This window comes from Microbacterium esteraromaticum, assembly GCF_017303215.1.
In the GTDB taxonomy this organism is placed as follows: Bacteria; Actinomycetota; Actinomycetes; order Actinomycetales; family Microbacteriaceae; genus Microbacterium; species Microbacterium esteraromaticum_C.
In genome coordinates this window covers 82611-109128 of record NZ_JAEMWU010000002.1, presented here as the reverse complement: position 1 = coordinate 109128, position 26518 = coordinate 82611, and the positions used below count along the sequence as shown (strand labels likewise).

The 26518-nt window shown below is 68.4% G+C and carries 27 protein-coding genes; 7 read left to right on the top strand and 20 right to left on the bottom strand.

What is annotated here, in order from left to right; translation table 11 throughout:
• Window positions 1-24: 24 nt before the first annotated feature.
• The 7 genes from JF543_RS11695 to JF543_RS11665 form a co-directional block, all read right to left on the bottom strand.
• The gene (locus JF543_RS11695; RefSeq protein WP_206824474.1) at window positions 25-516 is read right to left on the bottom strand and encodes a hypothetical protein; all 492 of its coding nucleotides are present in this window, start codon (window positions 514-516) and stop codon (window positions 25-27) included.
• A 34-nt stretch (window positions 517-550) separates the two neighbouring features.
• On the bottom strand, window positions 551-1552 hold the full coding sequence (locus JF543_RS11690; protein WP_206824473.1) for an ABC transporter: 1002 nt from the start codon (window positions 1550-1552) through the stop codon (window positions 551-553).
• Between the two features lie 94 nt (window positions 1553-1646).
• Entirely contained in the window at window positions 1647-1820 is a 174-nt protein-coding gene (locus JF543_RS11685; RefSeq protein WP_179410048.1) for a hypothetical protein, read from the bottom strand.
• 162 nt (window positions 1821-1982) lie between these two features.
• Window positions 1983-3875: a glycoside hydrolase family 13 protein gene (locus JF543_RS11680; protein ID WP_206824470.1), complete on the bottom strand. Its 1893-nt coding sequence runs from the start codon at window positions 3873-3875 to the stop codon at window positions 1983-1985.
• A gap of 75 nt (window positions 3876-3950) precedes the next feature.
• Complete coding sequence (locus tag JF543_RS11675) at window positions 3951-4856, bottom strand: sugar ABC transporter permease (RefSeq protein ID WP_206821857.1); 906 nt, start codon at window positions 4854-4856, stop codon at window positions 3951-3953.
• 1 nt (window position 4857) lies between these two features.
• Window positions 4858-6462, bottom strand: coding sequence for an ABC transporter permease subunit (locus JF543_RS11670; protein WP_206824469.1), 1605 nt, complete (start codon window positions 6460-6462; stop codon window positions 4858-4860).
• Between the two features lie 67 nt (window positions 6463-6529).
• The gene (locus JF543_RS11665) at window positions 6530-7741 is read right to left on the bottom strand and encodes a sugar ABC transporter substrate-binding protein (RefSeq protein WP_206821855.1); all 1212 of its coding nucleotides are present in this window, start codon (window positions 7739-7741) and stop codon (window positions 6530-6532) included.
• A gap of 174 nt (window positions 7742-7915) precedes the next feature.
• On the opposite strand from JF543_RS11665, the gene JF543_RS11660 reads away from it, so the two are divergent.
• Window positions 7916-8404, top strand: coding sequence for a YajQ family cyclic di-GMP-binding protein (locus JF543_RS11660; protein ID WP_179410044.1), 489 nt, complete (start codon window positions 7916-7918; stop codon window positions 8402-8404).
• Window positions 8405-8477: 73 nt separating this feature from the next.
• Here JF543_RS11660 and JF543_RS11655 read toward each other — a convergent pair whose 3' ends face one another.
• On the bottom strand, window positions 8478-9527 hold the full coding sequence (locus JF543_RS11655; RefSeq protein WP_206824467.1) for a 2,3-butanediol dehydrogenase: 1050 nt from the start codon (window positions 9525-9527) through the stop codon (window positions 8478-8480).
• Complete coding sequence (locus tag JF543_RS11650; protein WP_206824465.1) at window positions 9524-10102, bottom strand: TetR/AcrR family transcriptional regulator; 579 nt, start codon at window positions 10100-10102, stop codon at window positions 9524-9526. Before JF543_RS11650 ends, JF543_RS11655 begins: the two co-directional genes overlap by 4 nt.
• A 165-nt stretch (window positions 10103-10267) precedes the next feature.
• Here JF543_RS11650 and JF543_RS11645 point away from each other — a divergent pair, with 165 nt between their 5' ends.
• Window positions 10268-10909 carry a GntR family transcriptional regulator gene (locus JF543_RS11645; protein WP_206824462.1) on the top strand — a complete coding sequence of 214 codons (642 nt, stop codon included), beginning with the start codon at window positions 10268-10270 and terminating at the stop codon, window positions 10907-10909.
• Here JF543_RS11645 and JF543_RS11640 read toward each other — a convergent pair.
• The 5 genes from JF543_RS11640 to JF543_RS11620 are packed head-to-tail and all read right to left on the bottom strand — an operon-like array spanning window position 10897 to window position 16326.
• Entirely contained in the window at window positions 10897-11898 is a 1002-nt protein-coding gene (locus JF543_RS11640; RefSeq protein WP_179410040.1) for an alpha/beta hydrolase, read from the bottom strand. The two genes, JF543_RS11645 and JF543_RS11640, sit on opposite strands and share 13 nt — an antisense overlap.
• Window positions 11899-11957: 59 nt before the next feature.
• Complete coding sequence (locus JF543_RS11635; protein WP_206824460.1) at window positions 11958-13331, bottom strand: FAD-dependent oxidoreductase; 1374 nt, start codon at window positions 13329-13331, stop codon at window positions 11958-11960.
• 14 nt (window positions 13332-13345) lie between these two features.
• Window positions 13346-14407: a polyprenyl synthetase family protein gene (locus tag JF543_RS11630; RefSeq protein WP_179410038.1), complete on the bottom strand. Its 1062-nt coding sequence runs from the start codon at window positions 14405-14407 to the stop codon at window positions 13346-13348.
• A gap of 60 nt (window positions 14408-14467) precedes the next feature.
• Window positions 14468-15733 carry an isochorismate synthase gene (locus JF543_RS11625; protein WP_307858918.1) on the bottom strand — a complete coding sequence of 422 codons (1266 nt, stop codon included), beginning with the start codon at window positions 15731-15733 and terminating at the stop codon, window positions 14468-14470.
• Window positions 15734-15768: 35 nt separating this feature from the next.
• Window positions 15769-16326: a DUF402 domain-containing protein gene (locus JF543_RS11620; RefSeq protein ID WP_347401153.1), complete on the bottom strand. Its 558-nt coding sequence runs from the start codon at window positions 16324-16326 to the stop codon at window positions 15769-15771.
• 60 nt (window positions 16327-16386) lie between these two features.
• Between JF543_RS11620 and ubiE the strand changes: the two genes are divergently transcribed.
• A complete protein-coding gene (gene ubiE / locus JF543_RS11615; RefSeq protein ID WP_179410036.1) occupies window positions 16387-17100 on the top strand; it encodes a bifunctional demethylmenaquinone methyltransferase/2-methoxy-6-polyprenyl-1,4-benzoquinol methylase UbiE in 714 nt (237 codons plus the stop codon).
• Window positions 17101-17127: 27 nt separating this feature from the next.
• Here the strand turns inward: ubiE and JF543_RS11610 are convergent, their stop codons facing one another.
• Complete coding sequence (locus JF543_RS11610; RefSeq protein ID WP_206824456.1) at window positions 17128-17976, bottom strand: polyphosphate kinase 2 family protein; 849 nt, start codon at window positions 17974-17976, stop codon at window positions 17128-17130.
• A 79-nt stretch (window positions 17977-18055) separates the two neighbouring features.
• Between JF543_RS11610 and rmuC the strand changes: the two genes are divergently transcribed.
• Window positions 18056-19555 (top strand): DNA recombination protein RmuC, encoded by a 1500-nt coding sequence (gene rmuC, locus JF543_RS11605; protein WP_206824454.1) that lies wholly within the window; start codon window positions 18056-18058, stop codon window positions 19553-19555.
• Window positions 19556-19565: 10 nt separating this feature from the next.
• On the opposite strand, the gene JF543_RS11600 is transcribed toward rmuC, so the two are convergent.
• Both JF543_RS11600 and JF543_RS11595 read right to left on the bottom strand, forming a co-directional pair.
• Window positions 19566-21353, bottom strand: a complete 1788-nt coding sequence (locus JF543_RS11600; RefSeq protein ID WP_206824453.1) for a thiamine pyrophosphate-binding protein — start codon at window positions 21351-21353, stop codon at window positions 19566-19568.
• The gene (locus JF543_RS11595) at window positions 21350-21718 is read right to left on the bottom strand and encodes a PLDc N-terminal domain-containing protein (protein WP_179410032.1); all 369 of its coding nucleotides are present in this window, start codon (window positions 21716-21718) and stop codon (window positions 21350-21352) included. Before JF543_RS11595 ends, JF543_RS11600 begins: the two co-directional genes overlap by 4 nt.
• Window positions 21719-21805: 87 nt before the next feature.
• Between JF543_RS11595 and JF543_RS11590 the strand changes: the two genes are divergently transcribed.
• Window positions 21806-22060, top strand: a complete 255-nt coding sequence (locus JF543_RS11590) for a DUF4229 domain-containing protein (RefSeq protein WP_179410031.1) — start codon at window positions 21806-21808, stop codon at window positions 22058-22060.
• Between the two features lie 17 nt (window positions 22061-22077).
• Here the strand turns inward: JF543_RS11590 and JF543_RS11585 are convergent, their stop codons facing one another.
• Genes JF543_RS11585 through JF543_RS11575 form a run of 3 tightly spaced genes read right to left on the bottom strand, consistent with a single transcriptional unit; the run spans window position 22078 to window position 24347 of the window.
• Window positions 22078-22875 (bottom strand): protein phosphatase 2C domain-containing protein, encoded by a 798-nt coding sequence (locus JF543_RS11585; RefSeq protein WP_206821849.1) that lies wholly within the window; start codon window positions 22873-22875, stop codon window positions 22078-22080.
• A gap of 5 nt (window positions 22876-22880) precedes the next feature.
• The gene (locus tag JF543_RS11580) at window positions 22881-23858 is read right to left on the bottom strand and encodes a 1,4-dihydroxy-2-naphthoate polyprenyltransferase (protein ID WP_179410029.1); all 978 of its coding nucleotides are present in this window, start codon (window positions 23856-23858) and stop codon (window positions 22881-22883) included.
• Between the two features lie 36 nt (window positions 23859-23894).
• Complete coding sequence (locus tag JF543_RS11575; RefSeq protein WP_179410028.1) at window positions 23895-24347, bottom strand: Lrp/AsnC family transcriptional regulator; 453 nt, start codon at window positions 24345-24347, stop codon at window positions 23895-23897.
• 71 nt (window positions 24348-24418) lie between these two features.
• On the opposite strand from JF543_RS11575, the gene JF543_RS11570 reads away from it, so the two are divergent.
• Together JF543_RS11570 and JF543_RS11565 are read left to right on the top strand one after the other, a co-directional pair.
• Window positions 24419-25822 carry a DUF6421 family protein gene (locus tag JF543_RS11570; RefSeq protein WP_179410027.1) on the top strand — a complete coding sequence of 468 codons (1404 nt, stop codon included), beginning with the start codon at window positions 24419-24421 and terminating at the stop codon, window positions 25820-25822.
• Window positions 25823-25845: 23 nt separating this feature from the next.
• Entirely contained in the window at window positions 25846-26490 is a 645-nt protein-coding gene (locus JF543_RS11565) for an SDR family oxidoreductase (RefSeq protein WP_206824452.1), read from the top strand.
• Window positions 26491-26518: the final 28 nt, after the last annotated feature.

Genomic DNA, 26518 nt, shown 5'->3' with positions numbered 1-26518 from the left:
GTCGGCGCGGCGTGGTTGTGACGCTCAGAGCTCGTCGTCGCGCTCCCACGGCCACTTCGGGGTGCCACCGCGGGCGCGCCGGAGCACGACGGCGATACCGGCCGCCAGGGCCGCAACGGCGAACAGTACGAGACTCGACCCGCGCACGATGAGCTGCGATCCGGCGACGCTGGCGTGGGCGAGACCGGCTCCGCCGATCACCGCACTCACCCAGACCGCCGCGACATGCGCGACGACGGTGACGAGCCCGACCGCGAGGATCGACGCCAGACGCGACGAACGCCTGCGCAGCACTGCGATCAGCATGCCGGCGAAGACGGCGATCGCCACGAGCATCCCGATGATCCCTGGCCACAGCGTCAGCCCCTCGACGGCGAGGATGTCGGTGTCGCTGAAGTACGACAGCATCCCGAGTCCGAGAAGCCCGAACGCTCCGAAACAAGCGATGCCGACGACGGCGGCCAGAGCGACGGAGACCCCCTCCGGCGCGTTGCCGTGGGGGTCTCCTGAACTCATGCTGACACCGTATCGGATGCCGCTGCGCGCGGGGTCAACGCAGGGCCGAAGGGCCCGCCTCCAGCGTGCGCTCGTACTCGGCCTGAGCCTCGGCGTTCAGCTCCTTCTTGCGTGCGCCGCTGCGGGCCACCCAGGCACCGAACCAGATCGTGAGCTCGCGGGCGAACAGGAAAGCCGCGATCGCGAGCGGAGCGAAGGCCTGCTGCTCGAGGAGCTCGACGGCCTCGGTAGGTGTCAGACGCCAGAACGGTGCCTGGAACAGCTGGCCGAGAAGGTGACCACCGTAGGCGGCGGCGCCGACGAACAGGCCGAAGATGACCCAGTGCCCCCAGCGGCCGCGGTTGATGATCGCGCCGAGCAACCAGAACGCGATGTAGAAGATGACGACGGGCACCCAGAAAGACCAGGTCGACAGCGGCGCGACCGCAGCCGTACCCACGTTCTCGACGGTCACGGTTCCCTCGACGGCCCCGATGCCCAGGATCGCACCGAGATACAGGATCGCGAACGAGACCATCGCGAGCAGACCGATCGCGCCGGCCGTCGCACGGTTGCCGAGCTCACGCGGGGGCTCGGGCGCCTGCACGAAGATCGGCTGCGGTGCGACCACGGGCGGGGGCGCCACGGGCTCGGCGGGGACGACCTGGGTCTCGGCTGCCGAGTCGACCGCCGGAGCGGCGTACGCCGTGTCAGCGACAGAGGTCGTGTGCACAGAGGTGTCGATACTGTCGGCGGGCACCGGTCCCGTCGAGTCGACGTACGCCTCGGCGGGCCCCACGGCATCCGTCGCCGCGACGGGCTCGGTGCCGGCATCCGCCGCAGCCGCGGCCTGCTCGGTCGTCAGGAACGTGCCGGGGTGGTCGCGCTCTGCAGCGGCGAACGCCTCCAGATCGGGATCGACAGCATCCGCTGCACCATCGGCAGGGGGAACGTCGGCGCGTGCCGCCGCGGCGGCATCGAGCCCTTCGTTCGCACTGCCGACGACGTCATCGACGCTGTCAGCCGACTTGTTCTCGGGAACGTCGGGGTCGCTCATGGTGTCGCCTCTCGTGGATTGATCCAGTGCGAGAGTAACGCTCGCGCGAACCCCTGTGCGGCAGGCGTGCCGACGTGTCGTCAGGCGGGATGTCTCACTGCCCCGCGGCTCCCGGGGGTACCGGCGCTCCCAGCATGTGCATCAGCACCGTCACGACCCCGGGACCAGCCGGTAGCGACAGCCACAGCAACGCCGCGATGACGCCGACGCAGAGCAGACCGACGACCCAGCTGATCACCGGGTTGCGCCCTCCGACACGTGCGGACATGCCCATACCGTACGCCCCCGGCGACGTGGCGGCGCGCCCGACACGCGCCACACGTCCGCCGTTCGCAACTCCGGAAGATCGGCCCCGCATCGGGCAGAATCCGACGTGGGCGCCAATCCGCGGCAGTTTCTCCGGAGTTGTGAACAGAAAACGACGGTGCGGTCAGAAGCCGGACGGAGCTTCGACGCCGGGGAGCACCCAGACGGCGAAGGCCGGTCCGTCGGCCGCGAGCGCGACGGCACCATCGGTCGCGACGGCCAGTGTCGCGTCGCCGAAGAGCGCCTCCGCGTCGGATGCCCGCGGCAACGCCCCCGCGGGAAGTGCGGCGTCCGCTCCCCCGCGCGTCGCCAGCACCAGGATGCACTCCTGTGCGCTCTCGCGGACGAAGACGACCGTGTCGTCGTCGACGTGCAGCCAGCGCAGTCCGCCGGTCCCCAGCACGGGATGCGCGCGACGCAGGCCGATCAGGTCGCGGTACAGCGCCAGGCGGGCGGCGACGTCGACGTCGGCCTCGCTCCCCCACGGGATCGGAGTGCGGCTGGCCTCGCCGTCCGCGCCGACGAGCCCGAACTCGTCACCGGCGAACACCACCGGCAGCCCGGGGAGCGTCATCGAGAGGCCGACGGCGACGGGGATCGTCCCGGCCGCGGCGTTGGTCGCGAAGCGGCCGGTGTCATGGGTGTCGAGCGGCTGCATGTTCCCCAGGCGCACCCGCCACGGAATGCTCGCGGTGAAGCGCACGACCGCATCCGCGAAGTCCTGCGCCGTGTAGCGCGGGATGCCCCCGATCGGCTGCCCGAAGAACCACGGTTCGGTGCGCTCGTCACCCTCACCGGTGAGATACGGCTCACCGGTCGGCTCGCTCAGCCACCCCCACAGCGGACGGGTGAATGACGGGTACGTCATGGCGCCGTGCCAACCGTCGCCCTGCAGGTCGCTCGCGGCGTCGTTCGTCGACTCGCCGAGCAGGATCGCCTCGGGATTGATGCGCAGCATCGTCTCGCGCAGCAGCTGGCGCACTTCGGCGTTCACATCGACGGCGCCGAGACGGCCGGTCATGTTCGCCACGTCGATACGCCAGCCATCGATCGAGTAGGGCGGCTTGAGCCACTTCGCGACGATCGAGTCGTCGTCCGACACGAAGCGCTGCCGAAGCCTCTGGGACGCCCAATCGAACTTCGGCAGCGTCGGCGTTCCGAGCCACGACTCGTACGTCGTGTTGCCCTCGTCAGTGAAGTAGTAGAACTCCTCGGTGTCGGCGCCGGGGTTACCGAGCGCCTGCTGGAACCACTCGTGCCGGTCGCCGGAGTGATTGCTGGTCAGGTCACCGATGACGCGGATACCGCGGGCGTGAGCTTCTTCGATCAGTCGGACGTAGGCCTCGTCGCCGCCGAGCAGCGGGTCGACCGAGTCGAAGCTCGAGGCGTCGTAGCGGTGGTTCGATGCGGCGGGGAAGACCGGCGTGAGGTACAGCAGGTTCACGCCCAGGTCGACGAGGTGGTCGAGTCGTTCGATGATGCCCGGCAGGTCACCGCCATAGAACTGCTGGGAGCGCCCCGGCATGACAGGATCGACCGGGTCGCCCCACGTCGCGGGGATCGCCCATTCGGGCGTCGGATGCCCGTCAGCCTCGGCCGAGCGTGCGAAGCGGTCCGGGAACACCTGGTACATGACCGCGTCGTTCAGCCAGGCCGGGGGCGCCGGGTTGGCGACGAGCGCGAAGTCCTCGGCGTCGAGCGTCTCGCCACGGTGCAGCCCGCTCTGGTTGAGCCACTCGACCGTGCCATCATCGTGAACCAGCACGAACCGGTAGCCGTGCCGGGGGTTGCGCACGGTGATCGGCGCCTGCCACCACTCCCAGACGTCGACCGACCCGATGCGCTCGGCGTCGGTCCACTCGGGCTCGTGGTCGGGATTGGAGCGGGTGCGCACGGCACGTAGCGGGCCGTATCCGGCGGGCACGCGCAGCCGGACGGTAACGACGTCGCCGAGGGTGGGCGCATCGTTCGAGACGTGCAGAGGTGAGCCGTCGTGGTGCGGCCGGGGTTCGATCATGGCGGGCCTTCCTCGTGGCGCGGACGCACAGCGTAGCGCCGCCGGGTTACGCGCGGCGAAACGGTGCCCTACGCATCATCCCTTCGTCGCTCCGGCGGTGAGTCCGCCGACGATGTACTTCTGCAGGAACAGGAAGAGGATCATCACCGGGATGGCCGCCATGACTGCGCCCGCGGAGAACGCCGACCAGTCGGCGTAACGCGGGTTCGCGACCAGCTTGGTGAGCCCGACCACGAGGGTCTGCTGCTCCGGGTCGATCAGGATGACGCTTGCGATCACGTACTCGTTGACCGTGCCGATGAAGCTCAGCAGCCCCACGACCGCGAGGATCGGCGCGACCAGACGCAGGATGATCGTGAAGAAGATCCGTGCGTGGCCGGCACCGTCAATACGGGCGGCTTCGTCGAGCTCCTTCGGGATCGTGTTGAAGAAGCCGTACATGAGGTACGTGTTCACGCCGAGCGCGCCACCCAGGTACACCAGAATGAGGCCGGTGTGCGTATTCAGGCCGATGGCGGGGAACCAGTCACCCAGGGTCGACATCAGCAGGAAGATCGCAACGACGGCGAGCAGCTGCGGGAACATCTGCACAACGACGATCGTGACCAGCCCCACGCGTCGGCCGGCGAAGCGCATTCGCGAGAAGGCGTACGCCGCACATGCACCGATGAACACCGTGACGAAGCCGGTGACGACCGCGATGATCAGGGTGTTCACGAACCACTTGCCGTACGGGTTCTGCGGATCGGTGAGGATGCGAACGTAGCTGTCGATTCCCACAGCTGAGAACAGCTGGTTGGAGCCCGTCAGCGTACCGTTCGGGTTCAGCGATGCTGACAGGACATACAGCAACGGGAACAGGGCGAAGGCGCTGACGACGATGGCGACGGCATGACGCCATCCGGTGTCGGCGAACCAGGCGCCGAATGTGCGGCGCCGTCGAGGACTGCTCAGGTCGGTGACAGACGTGGCGGTGCTCATGTCAGTTCAGCTCCTCGAGTGCCTTGGTCTTGCGGAAGCTGATGATCGAGATCGTCGCCACCACGATGAAGATGAGGATGGTGAAGGCGGAGGCGAGGCCGTAGTCACGGTTCTGCCCGGTGAATGCAACCTTGTAGACCATCGAGATGAGGATGTCGGTGTGTCCGACGGGGATCGACACGTCGCTGAAGCGCGGCCCGCCACCGGTGAGCATGTAGATCAGGTTGAAGTTGTTGAAGTTGAATGCGAACGACGAGATCAGCAGCGGTGCGACCGTCACCAGCAGCAGCGGCAGCTTGATCCGGCGGAAGATCTGCCAGGGGTTCGCGCCGTCCATGACGGCCGCCTCATTCACATCCTCGGGGATACCCTGCAGTGCGCCCATGCAGACCAGGAACATGTAGGGGAAGCCGAGCCACAGGTTGACGATGAGGATCGAGACCTTGGCCAGAACGGGATCGGTGAGCCATGGGATGTCGGCTCCGCCGAAGATCACCTGGTTGATGAAGCCGAAGCTCTCGTTCATCATGCCCGCCCAGACGAGGGCCGACAGGAACGCCGGGAAGGCGTACGGCAGGATCAGAATGATGCGGTATCCGTTGCGGAACCGCATGCGGGTGTTGTTGAACACGAGTGCCAGCAGAAGACCAAGGAAGAACGTCGATGCGACCGAGATGAGCGCGAAGACGAAGGTCCACAGTGTCACCGAGATCAGCGGACCACGGATCGACTCGTCTGTCACCGCTCGAACGAAGTTGTCGAACCCGACGTTCACCTGCCAGCCGGGCAGAATCTCGGTACCGTCGTCGGCGGTGAAGGCGCCGGTGCCGATGTCGGAGTAGACCGCGCCCGTACGGGAGTCGACGATCGCATCAGCCGACTCGTCGTACTCGAGCGTCGAGATGTAGAGATAGCCGTTCTGCCCGTCCGGCGTGCGGAGGCTGCCGTCGTTGGGGTCATCGCTGAACGGGACCGCGAGATCCTCGATCTGATCCGATCGGGCGATGACGTCCGCGAAGCGGAGGGTGGTCCAGCCATCGGTCGCGACGGCCTTGCCCGACTCCATCGTCGCGTCGACGTTCTGCAGCGGCTGCTCGTTCGTGCCGACAGAGGCCTCACCGCTGTCGGGGTCTGTCACCAGCAGACCGAGCGTGCCGAACTGTTCCACCACTGTCACGGGGTACGTGGACGAGTCCTCGACGCGCTCCTGGGCGGATGCGAGCAACGAGGAGATCGCCTGGTCCTTGGTGCCGTTGTGACCGGTGCCGTAGTTGGTGAACCCGATGTAGCCGGTGTAGAGGAGTGTGAAGACCTGGAAGACAACCAGGAAGATGATGCCGGGAGTGAGGTACTTCGCCGGGATCCGCTTGCGCGAGAAGTAAATGTAGTTGACGAGGACGGTGACGGCCGCGACCACCGCAAGCACCAGCCACTCCTGATTCATGAGGAGCACGAATGCGGCGTACACCGCCACGGCGTCCACGATCGCCAGGAGCACGATCTTCAGCAGGAGCCATCCGGTGTTCCCGGATGCCGCCTCGGCGATCCTCGCCGCCTGACGTTGGCGCTTGGTCGGAGGAACGGTCGCCTCGACTGATTCGGTCATCTTCTACCCCGTCGTGATCCTGCCGGGGCGGGCACGCTGCGTCCGCCCCGGCAGTGTCGTTCTGTGATTACTGGATCGCCGCGGTGACGTCGTCGACGAGCTTCTGCCACGTCGCCTGCGGGTCCTCACCGTTGATGATCGCGGCTTCGGCGACGCCCCAGTACTGCCACACCGAGCCCATCGCCGGGATGGCGGGCATCGGCACGGCGTCGGCACCGACGGTCTGGAAGCCCGCGATGATCGGGTCGGATGCTGCGGTGTCAGCCGCCGCGGTCAGCGCGGGAAGGATGTTACCTGCCTCGAACAGCGCGAGTTGGACGTCCTCGGTGCCGAGGTAGTTGACCAGGAAGTCGTTGGCGGCGACCTTGTTCTCGGACTCCGAGCTGACGAAGAAGCCCTTGACGCCGGCGAACGGCGAAGCAGCCGCGTCGGTGGGGCTCGGCACCGGATCGATGGCGACGTTGACGCCGGCATCCACGGCCGCGCCGACGTTCCACGGTCCGGTCAACCAGAAGGCGGCCGTGCCGTCGAGGAACTGCTGCTTGGCGATCTCACCGTCGATGTCGGTGTTGAGGGTGCCTGCCGCGCCCTGCGCGCCGAGCCAGTCGGCGAAGGCGAAGCCACCCTCGCTACCGAGCTGCAGATCGGTGGGGTCATAGCTGCCGGAGGCGTCCGTGCCGAAGACGGGTGCGCCGAACGCGGTCTGGAAGGGGTACAGGTGATAAGGGTTGCCCTCAGCGCCCTGCTCCACGACGAACGTACCCGTGGCGATCATGTCGTCGAAGCTCGTGGCAGCCTCGGGGACGAGGTCGGCGTTGCGCAGCACGGCGATGTTCTCGACTGCGTAGGGAAGCATGTAGACGGTGCCCTCGTAGGTGGCTGCCTGCAGTGCGACCGGGAGGTAGTCCGCGGCGGAGTCGCCGAGCTCGATCGGCGAGACGACACCGTTGGTGGAAAGCTCTCCGAGCCAGTCGTGAGCGCCCATGACGACGTCGGGGCCCTTGCCGGTCGGTACCTGCTGGATGAAGTCGTCCTTCATCGTGTCGACGGACTTGCCGACGAGTTCGACGGCGACGCCGGTCTTCTCCTCATAGGAGTCTGCGGCGCCCTGCAGCGCGTCCACGCGCTCGGCGTCGACCCAGACCGTCAGCGACCCGCCACTCTCGGTCTCGCCGGAACCGGACTCACCGCTGTCACCGGATGCGCAGCCGGTCAGGACGATTGCGGACGTGGCGGCGATGGCGCCGAACGCGAGGATTCCCCTCTTGTTCACCTTCATTGGTGTGCCTCTCTCGATGCGTGGGCCTGCAGACCTGCAAGCGCTTACAGTATGCCTGGCGAGTACGCTGTTCCGCAATGCCTCCGCGGACTGATACCGAGCCGTGATAGCGTCGCGAACCGCATATCGGGATGGAAACGCTTCCATACCGGCGCTCTTGGATACACTGCGTGTATGGCTGACAGCTCTTTCGACATCGTCTCCAAGGTCGACCACCAGGAGGCCGAGAACGCTCTGAACCAGGCCCGCAAGGAGGTCGAGCAGCGCTACGACTTCAAGGGCACCGACGCGTCCATCGCTTGGAGCGGCGAGCAGATCCTCATCAAGGCCAATTCCGAGGAGCGCGCGAAGGCCGTCCTGGACGTGTTCCAGACCAAACTCATCAAGCGGGGCATCTCGCTGAAGAGCCTCGACACCGGCGAGCCCTTCGCGAGCGGCAAGGAGTTCCGGATCGTCTCCTCACTCAAGGACGGCATCTCCAGCGAGAACGCGAAGAAGATCAGCAAGATCATCCGCGACGAGGGCCCCAAGGGCGTCAAGAGCCAGATCCAGGGCGATGAGCTGCGCGTGCAGTCCAAGAGCCGCGACGACCTCCAGCAGGTGATCGCTCTACTCAAGGGCTCTGACCTCGAAGTCGACCTGCAGTTCGTGAACTACCGCTGACCGACAGCACTCAGACACAGAGGCGGGGCCGGGCCCCCCCCCGCCCCCGCCTCTGTGTCTCTGCGGACGGGGATCAGCCGGCCTTCACCAGCATCTTCGCGCCGGCGCCGCCGCGCAGTGCCGTCATGGCATCCACCACACCGTCGAGCTCGACCTCCTGCACCCAGCCGGTGGTGTCGTACACACCGCGGGCCATGGCGGCGATCACGTCTTCGTAGTCCTCGGGAAGCTGCCCGAGCGTACCGAAGATGCCGATCTCGGTCGCGACGAGCTGCGTCGGCAGCAGGTCGATGGGGCGCTCGTGGATCGCGACGACCACGACCTTGCCGCCCGGGGTCAGCTGCGGCAGTGCCGACGTGATCGCCGGCCCCGCACCCGCGGCGTCGAACGCGGCATCCACACCGTCACCGTCGGTCAGCTCGGCCACGGCCGCGGCGAGGTCACCGTTGACCGGATCGATGACCGTCGCACCGAGCGCGGCGATGATCTCGCGGCGCTCTGCGCTGGGCTCCGAGACGAGCACCCGGTCGATCCCGCGGGCCTTGAGAGCGAACCACACACCGATGCCGATGGGACCGGCGCCGGCGATCAGCGCCGTGCCGTTCTCGGGCATCTCGGCGCGGTTGACGGCGTGCCAGGCGACGGCCATCGGCTCGACCAGCGCGCCCATGCGCAGGTCAACGTTCTCGGGCAGCACGTGGACGTTGCCCGCGGGCACCGTGGTGAACTCGGACATGCCGCCGCCGTGCGACGTGAGCCCGTGGAAGCCGATCGTGCGGCAGGCGTTGAACATGCCACGACGGCACGCGACGCACTCGCCGCACGAGTAGATCGGCCACACGGCGACGCGGTCACCGACGGCGACGTCGGTGACGCCCTCGCCGAGTTCGACGACCGTGCCCGAGAACTCGTGCCCGAGGATCTGCGGAAGCGTTGCACCGGTGAGGGGGTGCGGCTTGGAGAGGTCCAGGCCGGATGCCTCGGGCGCGTAGTACACGTGCAGGTCGGATCCGCAGATGCCCGCGAACGCGTTGCGCAGCTTGACCTGCCCAGGGCCCACGACCGGCTCGTCGACCTGCTCGATGCGCAGGTCCTCCTTCGCGTGGAACACCGCTGCCTTCATGATTGTTTCCTTTCCTCGATGGCGGATGTCGCCCGCCACCATTGGGGTGAAGCCGCGAGGATCATCTCTGCGGCGCGATCCGGGTCACCACCATCCGGCAGCCACTCCTCGATGGCACCCACGGTGCCGGCGGCCGAATAGGCGATGGCGATGCGCAGCGCCGCCGGGTCGGCGGCGATCGCATCAGGAACGATGTCGGGGTGCAACTGCAACCACAGCCGAAGACCGCGGCGCAGGGCCGCGTCGAGCGCGAACCGGATCGGGGCCGCCAGCACGGGCTGCATGGCACCGCGGTACACGGCGGCGCGCTGCTGGATGTGCGTCAGCAGTGCGCGCTCGCTCTCGTCAAGCACTCGGGTGGCCGGCATGTCGGCGAGAATCGGCTCCAGCTCGGCCTCGAGGGCATCGGCGAGCAGTTCCGCCGGCGCTGCCGCGTGCCGGTAGAAGGTGTCACGAGTGACCCCGGCCGACTGGCAGATCTGCGACACCGTCAGCTGGGCGATCGGGGTCACGGCCGCCGCTTCGAGCACCGCTGCCCGAAGCGCGTCTCGCGAACGTCGCACGCGCGCATCCATATCTGCAGTTTATACGACAACTGTCAGATATCTACGTCGCGAGAATCTCTCCACAGCCCACGAATGTCCGCCGAATCCACGCGGGTAGACTACGGAGTCACGACTGTATGGGGCAGTCGAGAACTCCGACGCGGGAGACCGCATCGAGGCTCATGGGGAGAGAAGATGGTCGACGTCGAGCGACGGCACGAGCCCACAATCACCGGGCACAAGAAACTGCTGGCGGAGGGTCTGTTCCAGTTGATCGGCGGACGCATAGTCGAAGGGGAGCTGGCGCCCGGAATGCGAATCCGCGACGCAGACCTGGCGGCAGAGCTCGCGGTGTCGCGCACGCCGGTGCGCGAGGCCCTGCAGCGGCTGGAGCGCATCGGGCTGGTCACGATGTACCCGAGTCGCTATACCGAGGTCAGCACGGTCACGCCGGAGTCGATCCAAGTGGCCCGGGAGTTCGCCGGACTGCAGGCCGGGATCATCGTCCGCCTGTCATGTCCTCGGCTCGCAGAGGATGAACTCGCGACAGCGACGGCACTCATCCTCGATGTCGCCGACTCGGTCGACGACCCGTTCGCGTGCTCTCACGCCCGCCGGCAGCTGATGGGATTCCTCTCGTCGCGCACCGGAAACCCGTTGCAGCAGTCGCTGATCGAAGAGGTGAGCTTGGCCCTCGCGCGGTCCCTGCGCGACTTCGTGATCGCCCCCGAGCACCGTCGTCGCATGGTCGAAGGGTGCGCCCAGATGATCGACGCGTTGCACCGCCGTGACGCCGACGCCGCCGAACAGGCGTGCCGTCGTCTCTACGCCGTCTGAGCCGACCAGCCGTCCACCCACCGCGCCAACCGCGCGTAGGACTCGTCTCTGGCATCCTTCTGCGAGATGAAGACGTCGTGCAGCGCGCCGTCGATCCGCTCGACCGTGACCGACGATCCGAGCTTCACGGCGGCGGCGGCGATGTCATCGACGACCAGGACGCTGTCGGCGCGCGTGAGCTCCGGCGACCAGCGGGTGGGCAAGGCCGTGCGCTGCGACAGCAACACGCACACCGGCGCAGTGATCCCCAGGCCCCGCGAGACCGCATCGTGCCCGGCGAAGACCGCGCGCAACCACGCCGCGTGCACGGTCATCGCCTTCTCGGGGCGCCACTCGGGATTCGTCTCGAGGGGATCATCGGGGTCGGCGACCTCGCGCTGGGCGCGACTGTAGAACCCGAGATCGACCTGGGGCGCCGCATCCATCGGCCAGAATCGCGCCTGCAGTTCGACCACGGGCGTGATCGCGGCGCGCGCCGCGCTGAGTTGGAACTCGAGCCAGGGCGCGTTCAGGACTACTGCCGCGACGTCGCCGGCATGACGTGCAGCCCACAGGCTGAGGGTGAGCCCGCCTGTCGAATGGCCGAGCAGCACCAACCGGCGCCCCGTGGCATCACCTCGCGCGGCCAGCGCCGCACCGATGTCGGCGTCGTACTCGGCGAGATCGGTGATGAAGCCCGGGGTCTGACCCGGACGCAGACTGCGTCCGTATTTGCGCAGGTCGAGTGCGTAGAAGCGCGCACCGCGGTCGGTCCAGAAGCGGGCGAGGCGGCGGTTGAAGAAGTAGTCCGACCAGCCGTGCACGTACAGTACATCGACGTCGGCCAGCGGCCGACGATCACGATGTCCGATCAGCGGATGCCACCAGCGCGGCGCTTCCGGTAGCGACCGCACCACGGTCGCGACCAGTTCACCCTCGGAGTCCTCCCCCAGCGGTAGCGTCTGCTGCTCGAACCCGTCGCCGAGGATGTCCGGTATCCACTCCCCCATGTCGACACCCTATCCGGCGCGCCGAGGAGGAGCGGGCAGGGCGGTTCAGCGCGGCGCGCTCACTCTCCGCGTGAGACCCGCACCATCTCGTCGCGCGGAACGAGCTTGACCCGCTCGCGTTCCTGCGCGGTGCCCAGGGCGATCTCGTGCGCATCCAGGCGATGCCATCCTTCGAGGTCGGTCCACTCCACACCGCGCTGAGCCAGCAGCGCCGGGATCGCCTCGTCGGAGGGGTCCTCGGGCTGCCACCACGAGCCCTGGTCGTTGATGAGGTGACGCACGGTCTCCATGGCATCCGACTTGGTGTGCCCGATGAGCCCGACTGGGCCACGCTTGATCCAGCCGGTGGCGTAGATGCCGGGAACCCGCTGGTTCGACTTCGCCTCGAGCACCTGACCCTCGCGGTTGGGGATCACGCCGTGCTTCTTGTCGAACGGCACATCGGGCAGCGGCGAACCGAAGTAGCCCACGGCCCGGTACAGGCTCTGCATGGGCACCTCGCGCAGCTCCCCGGTACCGACCGCGCCGCCGGCGCCGTCGGATGTCGTGCGCTCGTAGACGAGGGCCGCGACCCGGCCGTTCTCGTCCGTGCGCACCTCGACGGGGCGGGCCCAGAAGTGCAGGTGCAGGCGGCGGGATGCCGTTCCGCCGGCGTTGTTGACCGAGTCGAGCTTGCGCCAGGACTGCAGGATGCGGTCCATCACCATGACCTGCTTGTTGCTGGCGACCGCCTGCTGGGAGGCCTCGTCGTAGTCGAAGTCCTCGTCGTAGACCACCATGTCGACGTCGCGCAGTTCGCCGAGCTCGCGCAGTTCGAGCGGGGTGAACTTCACCTGCGCGGGTCCGCGACGGCCGAACACGTGCACGTCGGTGACCCGGCTGGCCTTGAGGCCCTGGTAGACGTTGTCGGGCACTTCGGTGACCAACAGATCATCGGCGTGCTTCGCGAGCATCCGCGCTACGTCCAGCGCAACGTTGCCGTTGCCGATGACGCCGACCGATTCGGCATCCAGGTTCCAGTCGCGCGGCACGTCGGGGTGTCCGTCGAACCAGCTGACGTAGTCGGCCGCACCGTACGACCCCTCGGCGTCGATGCCGGGGATGTCGAGGCCCGAGTCGCGCACCGCACCGGTGGCGAAGATCACCGCGTTGTAGTGGCGCTTGAGATCGTCGAGGGTGATGTCCTCACCGAAGCGCACGTTGCCGAAGATGCGGATGTCACCGCGGTCGAGCACGTTGCGCAGCGCGGTGATGATGCCCTTGATACGGGGGTGATCGGGCGCCACACCATAACGGACCAGCCCGTACGGGGCCGGAAGCTGCTCGAACAGGTCGATGGACACATCGAACTTGCGCTCGGCCTTGAGCAGGATGTCAGCGGCGTAGATACCCGCCGGTCCTGCCCCGACGATGGCCAGCTTGAGCTTCGTCATGGGGGTTCCTTCCGTCAGCTGCTGCGATCAGCGAGAGTCTCTGCGAACCGGGTCAGCGCTTCGCGCACGGCGCCCTTCGGCAGCGGTGCGAGCGCGGCGATCGCGTCGGATGTCCAGGTACGGGCCAGGTCCATCGTGCGGGCCGTGGCCTCATGGTCACGCAGCTCGGCGAGCGGTCCGTCCAGCAGCGCGGGGTCGGCGCCCTCGGCGATACGGGCGACGCCGTCGTCGATACGACGGGCGAGTTCGATGTCGGCGTCGGAGGTGCCGGTCTTCAGCAGCAGCGACGGCATGGTCGGCACGCCTGCGCGCAGGTCGGTGCCGGGAACCTTGCCGGTCTCCTCGGCATCGGCCGACAGGTCGATGACATCGTCGAGCAATTGGAACGCGACGCCGACCTTCTCGCCGTACACACGCAACGGCTCTTCATATTCGGCGGGCGCGTTCGAGAAGATCGCACCGCCCTGAGTGGCCGCGGCGATGAGCGATCCGGTCTTGTCCGCCAAGACCTGCAGATAGAACTCGATCGGATCGTCGTCGGGCTGCGCACCGACGGTCTCGTGCATCTGCCCCATGACCAGGCGCTCGAACGTGTCAGCCTGCAGGCGCATGGCCCGGTCGCCATAGCGCGACATGATCTGACTGGCACGCGAGAAGAGGATGTCACCGGTGAGGATCGCGACGTTGTTGCCCCACACGGCATGCGCCGCGGGTACACCGCGTCGAGTATCGGCCCCGTCCATGACGTCGTCGTGGTAGAGCGAACCGAGGTGGGTCAGTTCGAGCGCTGCGGCGATCTCGATGACCGGCGTGATGTTGCCGTCGCCGAGTTGGGCCGTCAGCAGCGCGAGCACGGGACGGATGCGCTTGCCACCGGCCTCGTACAGGTAACGCGTGGCCGCATCGGTGACCGGGTCGGCAACCTTCACCTCGCTGGCAAGAGTGGATTCGACGAGGTCGAGGCCCTCGTCGATGCGTGCCGCGATGCGGCGGGCCGCAGGGCCGAGGAAGACGCGGTCGCTGAAGCCGAGTCGGCTCGCAAGGCGCGTGCCCGAGGAGGCGGGGCTCGAAGTCACGTGTTCCACCCTACCCGCGCCCGGACGCCCACCTGCTCTCGGCGGCGCGATCGCACCGTCTCACGCGAGCGCATCGACCAACGGACGGAACTTCACGCGCGTCTCCAGCAGTTCGGATTCTGGGTCGCTGCCGGTGACGATCCCTGCCCCGGCGTAGGCGGTGACCCGGCGCGCACCGGATGCGTCATCGGGGGCATCCGCGAACTGCGCGCAACGCAGGGCGATCGCCCACTCGCCGTCGCCGTTGCCGTCGATCCAGCCCACCGGTCCCGCGTACCGGCCGCGATCGAACGGCTCGATGCGGCGGATGGCGGCGAGCGCGACGTCGGTCGGCGTGCCGGCGACCGCCGCGGTCGGGTGCAGAGCGCCGACGAGGTCGAGTGAGGATGCCCCGTCATCGAGCACGCCTTCGACATCGGTGGCGAGGTGGAACAGATTGGGCAGCTCGAGCGTGAACGGGTTCTCGTCAGCGTTCAGTGAGCGGGTGTGCGGCCGCAGGGTATCGAGCACGCTCTGCACCGCATAGGCGTGCTCGGCGCGATCCTTGGCGCTGCGGGCGAGCGCCTGCGAGGCAGCGGCGTCTTCTGCGGGGTCGGCGCCGCGCGCGGCGGTGCCTGCCAGCACGCGCGCCGTCACCGTGCGCTCATGCGCGGTGACGAGCGTCTCGGGACTGGCACCGATCAAGCCGTCGACCGCGAAGGTCCACGTGTCGGGGTATCCGCTGGCCAGTGCGCGCACGAGGCGTCGCAGGTCGGCGTCCCCGGGTACGGTTCCGGTCAGATCACGGGCGAGGACGATCTTGCCGTAGTCGCCGCGTTCGATCTCATCGAGCGCCGTGCGCACCGACTGCTGATACCCCTGCGGTGGTTGCGCGCCGGGTCCGACGCGACCGGCCCAGTGCGGACCGTACGGCACCGATGGCGGCACATCGGCGAAGTCCTCATCGACGGCGCGGATGCGGGTGATCCAGCTGCGATCGCCCCGTCGTCCGATCAGAGTGCGCGGCACCTCGAGCACACTGTCGGCCTGCGAGTGCTCATCGAAGATCAGCGCCCCGAAGGCGACCAGGCCGGTGCCGGCGAGTCCGACGGGGTCGTCGATGTCAGCATCCGATGCGATTTCGCGCCATGCGTCGGCGAGGAGGTCGCTGCGCTTGCGCGACTGCCCGGCGGGGATGCGGATGACCGCCGCCGGCGCGTCGCCGACGGCGACGATCCCGTCGCCGCGACGCAACCAGGCCATCGGCCGTGCGGCAGAGGTATGTGCCAGCAGGTCGTCGACGGGTGGGATCTCGCGGGTCTGCGCGACCAGACGGATGCTGCTCACGCGACCCAGTTTAGTCGCAGCCGCGGCAGGACGACTCAGCGCGGGTCGACCGGGCCGAGCGAGACGAGGCGGTCGAGCCATGCGTCTGCGGTGGCATCGTCGAAGGGCGCACGCTGCGCACGCACCCGCTGCTCGAGATCGAGCGCGACGGCCTCGAGATGTGCCATCACCGCCGCCGGGTAGCCGAAACGCACACTGTGCTCCGCCCATTCGTCGCGATCGTCGACATAGGTCCCGCGGGCGTCCACACGCCGCACCACATCGAGATCCATATCGATGCCAGTCACGCTGCCGGCATCCGTCCAGCGCAGATCCCACGCGAGGTCGATGTAGATGCGCAGCGCGCGAGGGTGACCGCGATGCACGGTGACGGCGTGGTCGGTGCTGCCCGCTGGGATCAACGTGACGTTGGGGCTCTCGGCGACGAACCGATAGCCCGGCCGCGCGCTCTCCCACCCGGTGGGCTGACCGAGCCAGTCGCCCCACATGTCGCTGCCGAGGTACACGCAATCGCTGCGCCAGTGCGGCGAGTCATCCCATTTGCGCCACTGCTGGATCATCGAGGTTCCGGGCTCAGGCCGCTGGCTGTTCACCCGCCGTAGCCTACGGGCCTGCGCGCGAAGCGCACAGCATCCGCCGCCTAGGATCGAAGTATGACCTCGTCGAATCGCGCCGACCTCGGCAAGGACCCCTCGCACGTCAGCGGCATGTTCGATCAGGTCGCCAAGGGCTACGACCGCACGAACACGGCCATGACGCTCGGCAACGACGCGCTGTGGCGCGCCGCGGCGACGCGCGCGGTGGCACCGCAGCGCGGCGAGCGCATCCTCGACCTCGCCGCGGGGACGGCGTCCTCGTCGGCGTCGCTGGCCGCCAGCGGCGCACAGGTCGTCGCGGCCGATTTCTCGCCGGGGATGCTCGCCGAGGGCCGCCGCCGGCACGGTCACCTGCCCAACATCACCTTCGTCGAGGCGGATGCCACCGACCTGCCGTTCGGCGACGACGAGTTCGACGCGGTGACCATGTCATACGGACTGCGCAACGTGCAGCAGCCGAAGAAGGCGCTGGCCGAGCTGCTGCGGGTCACCAAGCCCGGCGGACGCCTGGTGATCAACGAGTTCTCGACCCCGCCGAGCCGGTTCTTCCGCGGGTTCTACACGTTCTACAACGCGCAGGTCCTGCCGAAGGTGGCGCGCCTGGCGGGCACCAACGGCGACGCGTACGACTATCTGAACGAGTCGATCCGTGACTGGCCGGATCAGCGCACCCTGGCGGCCTGGATCCGCGAGGCGGGCTGGACGCACGTCGAGTACCGCAACCTGTCGTTCGGCATCGTCGCACTGCACCGGGCACGCAAGCCGCGCTGAGTCCGAAGGCGCTCAGCTCACCGGCGCTCAGCTCGCTTCGAGGCGCCTCTTCTCGGCCTCGATGTCGTAGTCGGCCGCGGGCCACTGCGGGTCGATGCACTCCAGGGCATCCAGCAGCAGTTCCTGCACGGCGAGGCGCGCGTACCACTTGCGGTTCGCCGGCACGACGTACCAGGGCGCCTCGGGTGTCGTGGTGCGCTCGAACACCGTCTGGTATGCGGCCATGTAGTCTTCCCAGCGCAGGCGCTCGTCGACGTCGCCCGGGTTGTACTTCCAGTACTTGTCGGGGCGGTCGAGTCGTTCGGCCAGCCGCTGCTTCTGCTCATCCCGCGAGATGTTCAGCATGACCTTCACGATGCGGGTGCCGGTGGTCGTGATGCGCTGTTCGAAGTCGTTGATCGCCTCATAACGGCGCTCGATCTCGGCGGCGTCGGCGAGCGCGTGCACCTTGCCGATCAGCACGTCCTCGTAGTGGGAGCGATCGAAGACACCGATGAATCCAGGGGCGGGCAGGTGCTTTTCGATGCGCCACAGGAAGTCGTGCTCGAGCTCTTCGGGGGTCGGCTTCTTGAAGGCCGCCAGCTCGACGCCCTGCGGGTCGACACCGCCGACGACGTGGCGCACGATGCCGCCCTTGCCGGCGGTGTCCATCGCCTGCAGCACGAGCAGCACGGATGCCGTGCCGTCGCCGCGGCTGGCGAAGAGGCGCTCCTGCAGATTGCCGAGCACCTGCCTGCGCCCCTCGAGCGCCTGCTCGCCGTCGGCTTTGTCCCCCGTGAAGCCAGGGGTAGAGGCGCTGTCCACATCGGAGAGCGAGAACTCCTCGTCCACGCGCAGCAGGTCGACCGGGTCGTGCGTCCATCCATGCGTCTTCATGCAGACATCATGCCCGCTCCGTGGGCACGGCGCACGAGACGGGATCGCGATGTCGGTGGTCTCGGACACAATCGGAACCATGGACACGTTGCTTCTGATCATCGTCGTCGCGCTGCTGGCAACGGCTCTCGCGGGCGCGCTGGGTTTCCTGCTGGGAACGCAGCGCGGGCGCTCCTCCGATGCCGCACAGCACGCCGAAGCGGCAGCGGCCGGCCTGCGGATCGAGTCCCTGGAGCGGGACGCCGTGGCGCTGCGCGCCGAGACCGCATCGCGTGTGCACGAAGAGCGCGGTCTGGCGGAGCGCCGGGTAGCCGAGGCGCGGGCGCTCGGCGAGAAGGCGGTGGCGGATGCCCGTGCCGAGGCCCATGCGCGGCTCGAGCACGAACGCGCCGAGCACGCCCGGCGCCTGGACGAGCTGCGATCGGATCAGAAGCGTCTCGCCGACGAGTTCGACGCGCTCAGCCGCCGCGCGCTGGAGCAGAACACGAAGGTGTTTCTGCAGCAGGCCGAGGAGCGCCTCAAGCGCAGCCAGAGCGAGGGCGCGGCCGAACTGCAGAAGCGGCAGGATGCCGTGCAGCAGCTGATCGAGCCGATCCAGAAGACCCTCGATACGGTCAAGACCGAGATGACGACGGCCGAGAAGTCGCGTCTCGAAGCGAACGCCGCCCTGGCCGAACAGCTGCAGTTCATGCGTCAGTCGTCCGAGACGCTGGGGTCCGAGACGCGCAAGCTGGTCAGCGCGCTGCGCGCCCCGCAGGTGCGCGGCCGCTGGGGCGAGCTGCAGTTGCGGCGGGTGGTCGAGGCATCGGGCATGGTCAACCACGTCGACTTCGACGAGCAGCCGCATCACAGTACCGATGAGGGCGCGCTGCGTCCCGACCTGGTCGTGCATCTCGCCGGCGACAAGCGCGTCGTGGTCGATTCGAAGGTGGCCTTCAACGGCTATCTCGAGGCGATGGAGGCCACCGACGACACCGTCCGCACGCAGCGACTGCAGGCGCACGCGCGACACCTGAAGAAGCACATCGACGATCTGGGCACCAAGGAGTACTGGGATGTGGTGGCCGGCTCCCCCGAGTTCGTGGTGATGTTCGTACCGGCCGAGCCGTTCCTCGCCGCCGCTCTGGATCAGGACGCGACGCTCTACGAGTACGCGTTCGAGCGCAACGTCGTCATCGCGACCCCGTCGACTCTGATCGCACTGCTGCGCACGGTCGGCCACGCATGGCGCCAGGATCAGCTGGCGCAGGAGGCGCAGCAGATCTTCACCGTCGGCAAGGAACTGCACAAGCGGCTGGGCACGCTGGGCGGGCACCTCGCCAAGCTGGGCCGCAGCCTGAACTCGACCGTCGATGCGTACAACCGGTTCGCCGGTTCGCTCGACCGCAACGTGGTCACCCAGGCGCGCCGGTTCAGCGCCCTGCAAGGGCTCGATGATGTGCTCGCCGACGCCTCGCCCGTCGAGGCCCTCGCGATCGCACCACAGAAGAGCGACCTCTACGAGCTCGAAGAAGCAGCACCCGACGCCGAACGCTACGCCAGCGCTGATGTGGGCGAGGTCACCCAGCGGCTGGAGTGAGCGTCAGACGTCAGCGTTCCAGAGGGATCTCGATGATCTGCGGACCGTCGATCGGAGAGGTCAGCACCTGGTCCAGCGACGACCGGGTGTCGATCCGCGAGAACTGCCAGCCATAGGCCTCGGCGAGCGCCGCCAGGTTCGCGGCGTGCGGCGTATAGAACGCTCGGTCCAGGTCGGCCGCTGGTGCGGTGCCGGCGACCTCGAGGGCGTCGAAGATCGTTCCGCCGCCGTCATTGCCGACGATCACCTGAATGCGCGGTGCCGGTTCGTCCTGAGGCAGCAGCAGTGCGCCGACGTCGTGCAAGAACGACAGGTCGCCCAGCAGCACGCGGGTCGTCCCCGGCGATCCCTCGGCCTGGCTCGCCAGCGCGATTCCGATCCCCGTTGCGATGGTCCCGTCGATACCCGCCAGGCCACGGTTGGCGTGCACCGGCACTTTCTTGCCGCCCAGCACCCGGTCGGCGACCCGCACCAGGCGCGACGACCCGAACACCAGCCGGTCATGCGGCCAGGTCGCCCGCCAGACGGCATCCACCAGCATCTCGCGATCGACCCGGGCGCGTACGGCGTCCAACTCCGCGCGCACGGCTCCCAGCCGCGTGGCCTTGTCGTCGGACGACAGCCCGTCGTGATCCGGTGCGGGCGCGCTGAGGTCGACCATGCGCGCCTGCGAGGCCGTCATCCATGCCCCCAACCACTCTCGATCAACCGCGCCGGGTGCCACATCGACGGCATCCAGCGCTCTTGTGTGCCCGTTCAGATCGAGCGCCTCTCCCCCGCACCGCACCGCGAGCACCTCGACGTCCTCACGCGCCAGCAGCGCCGCGACCTCGCGGCTCAGCGTCGGATGCCCGAGCACCACGGTCCGTTCGATGCGGCCGCCGAGTGCGGCCTCGCCGAGCAGTTCGCGATAGCCGTGCACGAGCAGGCGTCCGAATCGTGCACCGCTGACGATCTCGGCGATGAGCGGCCAGCCACCGTTGTGGGCGAGCCCTTCAGCATCCGCCCCGGCATCCGCCCCCGCGATCACGACCGTGCGCGGACCGCGCGGCAGCACGAGCGGTTCCGCACGCGGCGGGGTCGGTGCGTCCGCGGGCGTGACGGCCGGAAGTTCGATCGTCGCCGACAGAGGCTCCCTCGTCGGCAGGTTCAGTTGCACCGGGCCACGGACGCCGGGCAGTCCTTCGCCGTCGCGTCCGAGAGCCGCGCGCACGGCACGGACGCCAAGCCCCGTCCATGCGGTGGGAACCCCCAGGCCGATCGTGCTCTGCTCGGCGTGCCGGGGCTCAACACGCCGGTCTGCATCGGTTTCGTCTGAGCTATCCGACACAGAATCCGTGATTCCTGACACAGAATCGGCGGTCGCCGTGTCCGCCGGCACGGGCGCGTCGATCAGCAGACGCGTGAACGCGCCGAAGATCCCGGACTGAACGGTCGCCTGGTTGGCGCCGATACCCCGCAACTCGGGCGGACGGTCGGCGGTCAGCAGCAGCAGCGGCACGCCGGCATGGAAGGCCTCCATCACCGCGGGAAGCAGGTTGCCCGCGGCCGTACCCGAGGTGCACAGCACCGCCGCGGGCACGCCCGTCTCGCGAGCCATGCCGAGCGCTGTGAACCCGGCGGCGCGCTCGTCGATGCGCACGTGCACCCGCAGAACGCCCGCTCGGGCGTAGCCGACCGCCGCGAGAGCGATCGATTGAGAACGCGAGCCGGGCGCGAGCACCAGATCGCGCACGCCATGACGGATCAGCTCGGCGAGCAGATCGGCCGCGGCATCACTCGCCGGCGACGCGGTCACGACCGCGGATCCGCACCGTCGGTCTCGTCATCGAGGCGCGCGAGCTCTTCCTCAAGCTGGCGGATGCGCTCGTCCTGTTCCATCTGGCGGATGCGCTCATCTTGCTCGGCCGTGCTCATGCGCCGCAGCGCCTCGGGATCGTCGTCGGGGTGCAGCGAGAGAGTGGTGCGGGTGTCGCCCTGACGGCGACGTCCGAGCGCGAACCACAGGATGCCGCCGAGCACCGGCAGCAGCACCACGATCAGTACCCAGATGCCCTTGGAGACGCCGCGGTGACGGTCGGCCGGTTGCACGGACACGTCGACGATGCTGAACACCCAGAAGATGACAGCAAGGAAACCGCCGACGATCAGAGCACGAGCCATATCCCCAGTGTAGGTCGCCTACGCGGCGGCGGCACGGCGGATGCCCGCGCTCAGCCACCACCTAAGCCCGAATCGTAGACTGGGGCGGTGAAGTTGCCACCTCTCCTCGTTTACACCGTGCTGCGGCTGCTGGCGTTCATCGTGCCGCTCGCGATCATGTGGCTCTTCTTCCCGATCTTCCGGGAGTTCTGGTGGCTGGCCGCGCTGTTCTCGGCGCTGATCGGCATGAGCATCTCGTTGCTGTTCCTGCGCGCGCCGCTGTCGAACGCGTCCCGCCAGATCTATGAGAAGCGCAACCGCGCGACGTCTGACGAAGACGTAGAGGACGCCGCCTCGGAGTGACCCGAGCCGCAGGCTGGTCACCGCGTCAGCGCGACCAGCGTGATGTCGTCGTGCGGCTTGGTGAACACTCGCACGGGCGCGCCCGCCTCTGCCGCGCGGATCTCGTCGGCGATCTCGCCCAACCGCTCCTGCACCGCCAGCTCGGCGAAGCGCTCGATCGAGTGCGCCGCCAGCCATTGATAGCCGCGGGTGCCGCCGTCGGATGCCGCCACGATCGCACGCAGATCCGCCACGGGCGTCCGCCCGGTGAGGGCGTGTCGGGCGGCGCCGGGATCAGTGTGCGCGCACCAGAATCCGTCGTCGACGTTGCGCATCTGATCGAGCGCCCGGAAGCGCATCTCTGCGGGCGCCTCGGCGATTCCGGCCTGGGCCGCCAGCTGCGCGGCGCGTCTGCGCACGGCGTCGTCGATGCGGGCATCCGTGATCTCGCGCACGCCGCCGTCGGCGGTGACCACGACGATCGACGCATCGCACAGCACCAGGTGTTCGATCTGATCGCCGGTGATCCGCCAGGCGGCGACGGTGGCGCTCGGCGACCCCAGGGCGAGGTCACACGTGTCGGCATGCGCCGCCGTCACCTCACCGATCGCGCCGGCGAGGGCATCCGTCATGCGCGTCGTGCGGTTCTCCAGTCGCACGCGGAACGCTTCGGCGAGCATCCTCGCGTACCACGCCACCGAATGCCCGCATCCGCGGCGGGACGACTTCGGCAGACCGGCGCCGTCGACGACGACCGCGATCCCCTCGCCGAGTGCGCAGGCGTCCTCGCTCTCCCGCCCGGGCTGCGCGGGAAGCGCGAACAGGGCGGGTTCCATGAGGATCAGCCCACGAACGCCCAGTAGAGGAACCCGGCGTACGCGAGCGCCGTGAGCGAGGTCAGTCCCAAGGCGATGACCAGTTCGCGCGGCTGCCGGTACCACCAGACGATGACGATGGCGGGTACACCGGCCAACAGGGCGAGCAGCGACAGCCAGGCGATCGGGTAGATCAGGGCGATCATCGCTGCGATCCCGAAGGGCACCAGCACGAACAGCGTGAACAGCACCTGGGTGGCGCGCTTGCCGATCAGCACGGTGAGGGTGCGCTTGCCGACCCGACCGTCCTGCACGATGTCGCGCAGGTTGTTGGCCAGCAGCACGGCGCAGGCGAACAGTCCGGCGGCGATGGCTCCCAGCCAGGCCGGCAACGGCAGAGCGAAGGCCTGCACCCACGTGGTCCCCAGCGTGGCGACGAGGCCGAAGAAGACGAAGACGAACACCTCGCCCAGCGCGTTGTAGCCGTAGGGGCGTTTGCCGCCCGTGTAGAACCAGGCCGCGACGATACAGGCGGCGCCGACGGCGAGCATCCACCACTGCTGCGTGCGGATGACGATGGCGAGCCCGGCGAGGGCGGCGAGCGCGAAGAACACCAGCGCGACGGTGAGCACCCGTTTGGCGGGTACACGCCCCGAGGCGGTGAGGCGGGCGGGACCGACGCGTTCGCTGTCGGTGCCGCGGATGCCGTCGCTGTAGTCGTTGGCGAAGTTGACGCCGATCTGCAGCAGGAGGGCGACGGCGAGGCAGAACAGCGCGATCACCCAGTGCAGGTTGTGATCGATGGTCTGTGCCGCTCCGGTGCCGATGATGACGGGCGCGGCCGCGAGGGGCAGCGTGCGCAGCCGGGCGGCGCCGATCCAGTCCTTCACCGTCACCGGCGGGAGCTCCAGTACGGGCTGCTTGGCCGGGTTGCCGCTGGTGCGCGGCCGGTGCTGAGCGCGCTTCTTGCTGTTCTTCTTGGACTTTCCTGCCACGTTGGGCATCCTACTGGCCGCCGCGATGCCGGCCGGGAAAGCGCGTCAGGTCGTGGCGGTCACGATCGGACGCCGCTCGTAGAAGGTCTGCAGCACGACCGTGGTGCGTGTGCTCACATTCGCCGCCAGACGGATGTCGCGCACGAGCTGTTCCAGTGCGCGCGGCGAGGCGACGCGCACGAAGAGCATGTAGGCCGCGTCGCCAGCGATGGAGTGGCACGCCTCGATCGCCGCGAGGTGTTCGAGCAGTTCTGGGGCGTTGTCGGGTTGGGCGGGGTCGAGAGGGGTGATCTCGATGAACGCCGACAGGGGTGCGCCGACCTGTTCGGGGTCGAGCACGGCCTGGTAGCCGGCGATCGCGCCCCGCGCTTCGAGTCGCTTCAGCCGCGACTGCACGGCTGAGGTCGACAGCCCGACCTCCTGGGAGAGCTGCGCGAGCGTCGCGCGCCCGTCGAGTGAGACGGCGGCGAGAAGTGCGTGGTCGACAGCATCATCCATGAGTGGAATAATAGCGAACGAAACACGCAATCACCGGAAAATTTCCGTTGTCTACGCGATCGGAGGTTCACATGTCCATCATCACGCCGCACACGCAGGCCGTCATCGGAGAACCCGAGGTCGTCGAGGACACCGCAGCGTGGCAGCAGCTCAAGGCCGCCGCGATCGCTCTGCGCACCCACCAGGTCAAGGACGGTTCGATCCCCGAGACCGGTGCGCACGATGAGGCGCGCGCGCTCGTCGGAACCATCATCGACAGCATCCGCACGCTCGCCCCGTCCTTCCCGCACGACGCGGCCTACCTCGAGGCGGCCGTGGTCGACTTCCAGCGCTGGGCCGATGAGGACTTCGGCGTGCCCGACTTCCTCGACTCGCTCGTGGCGTTCCAGCCCCAGCAGAACCGGGTCGACGGCATCCGCCACCTCGTGATCTTCCCGATGTACACGCAGAACGGCTCCAGCGACCGCCTCGTCGAGGCGCTCATCGTCGAGACCATCTGGCCCGAGTTCATCGCCGAGCTCGAAGCAGGCGACTACGGCAACAAGCTGTTCGTGTCGCTGCGCCTGATCGACTTCACCCCCGGGTACGACACCAACTCGGCCGTGCTCTTCCCCGAGACGGTCGCGATGCGCGAGATCCCGCCGTTCACGTGGGGCGCGATCTTCCAGGACCGCGAGGCGGCGCGGTACCGCCGCGTCGTGCGCGCGGCATCGCAGATCACCAAGCTCGAGCTGCCCGAGGCCGCGGCGCGGATGCTGGATGACCAGCAGCTCACCGAGAAGACGTTCGTGATGTGGGACATCATCCACGACCGCACCCACATGCGCGGCGACCTGCCGTTCGACCCGTTCATGATCAAGCAGCGCATGCCGTACTTCCTGTACTCGCTCGAAGAGCTGCGGTGCGATCTGACCGCGTTCCGCGAGTCGGTGAAGATCCAGAAGTCGCTCGCCGAGCGCACCGATGCCCTGTCGGACGCCGAGCAGGAGATGCTCGAGCACGCCGGCCTCGTGCAGTACGCCGTGATCTTCGACCGCATCTTCCGCTTCGCGATCACCGGTTCGCGCCTGCGCAACTATGACGGCCTCGGCGGACAGCTGCTGTTCGCCTGGCTGCACCAGCGCGGTGTGCTGCACTGGACCGACACCCAGCTCGCCTTCGACTGGGAGCGCGTGCCCGAGGCTGTCGTCGCGCTCGGAGACGCGATCGACGACCTGTACTGGCGCTCGATCGACCGGCCGAAGACCGCTCACTGGCTGGCCGCGTACGAGCTGGTACGCTCCACGCTCGAACCGCACCCGGCCTCGGTGTGGGCGCGCGGGCTCTCGGATGAGGTGCTCGCCGGGCCGCCGAAGGGGTTCACCGACGCAGTGCTGGACGACGAGTTCCCGCTGTCGATGTTCTTCGAGGCGCTCGACAAGAAGATGAAGCCGGTCATCGAATCGACCGTCGGCATCCGCGGCACCGACAACTGATCCAGAGAGACCCGAGGGCCGCCATGAGCATCGCTGGACGCACGATCGTCCTGGCCGGCGCGACCAGCGCCGCCGGACAGACGGTCGCTGAGGCACTGATCGCGGCCGGCGCGCGCGTGGTGGCCACGGGTCGCTCGGTCGAGCGCCTGGCACCGCTGGCCGCGGCCGGCGCGCAGGTGGAGGTGTCGGATGCCACCGATCTGAGCGACATGGCCGCACTCGCCGCGCGTCTCGGTCGCGTCGACGGGGTCATCCCGTTGGTCGGCGGATGGCGCGGCGGCGGTGGTCTTGCGGGGCAGAGCGACGAGGACTTCGTCGCTCTGCTCCCCGCTCTGCACGCGGTGCGGGCGACCAGCCGCGCGTTCGACACGGCACTGCAGGCGTCGGATGCGGGACGCTTCGCCGTCGTGTCGTCGACGGCGGTGGAGCGACCGCTGGCGGGCGGCGCGAACTACGCCGCCGTGAAGTCGGCGACCGAGGCCTGGACGCGCGCTGTGGCGCACGGCTTCGCGAAGGCCGCCCGCGACGGCGAGCGGCCTCTGGCTGCCGCCTCGGTCGTGTTCCGCGCCAAGGGGGCGCTTGATCCGGACGCGCTGGCGCGCGCCGCGGTCGAGTTGTGGGCGTCGGATGCCACCGACCTGAACGACCGGGTGCTCCCCCTGGAGTGAGCGCGGCGCCGGGTCGGCAGCGCCCCGG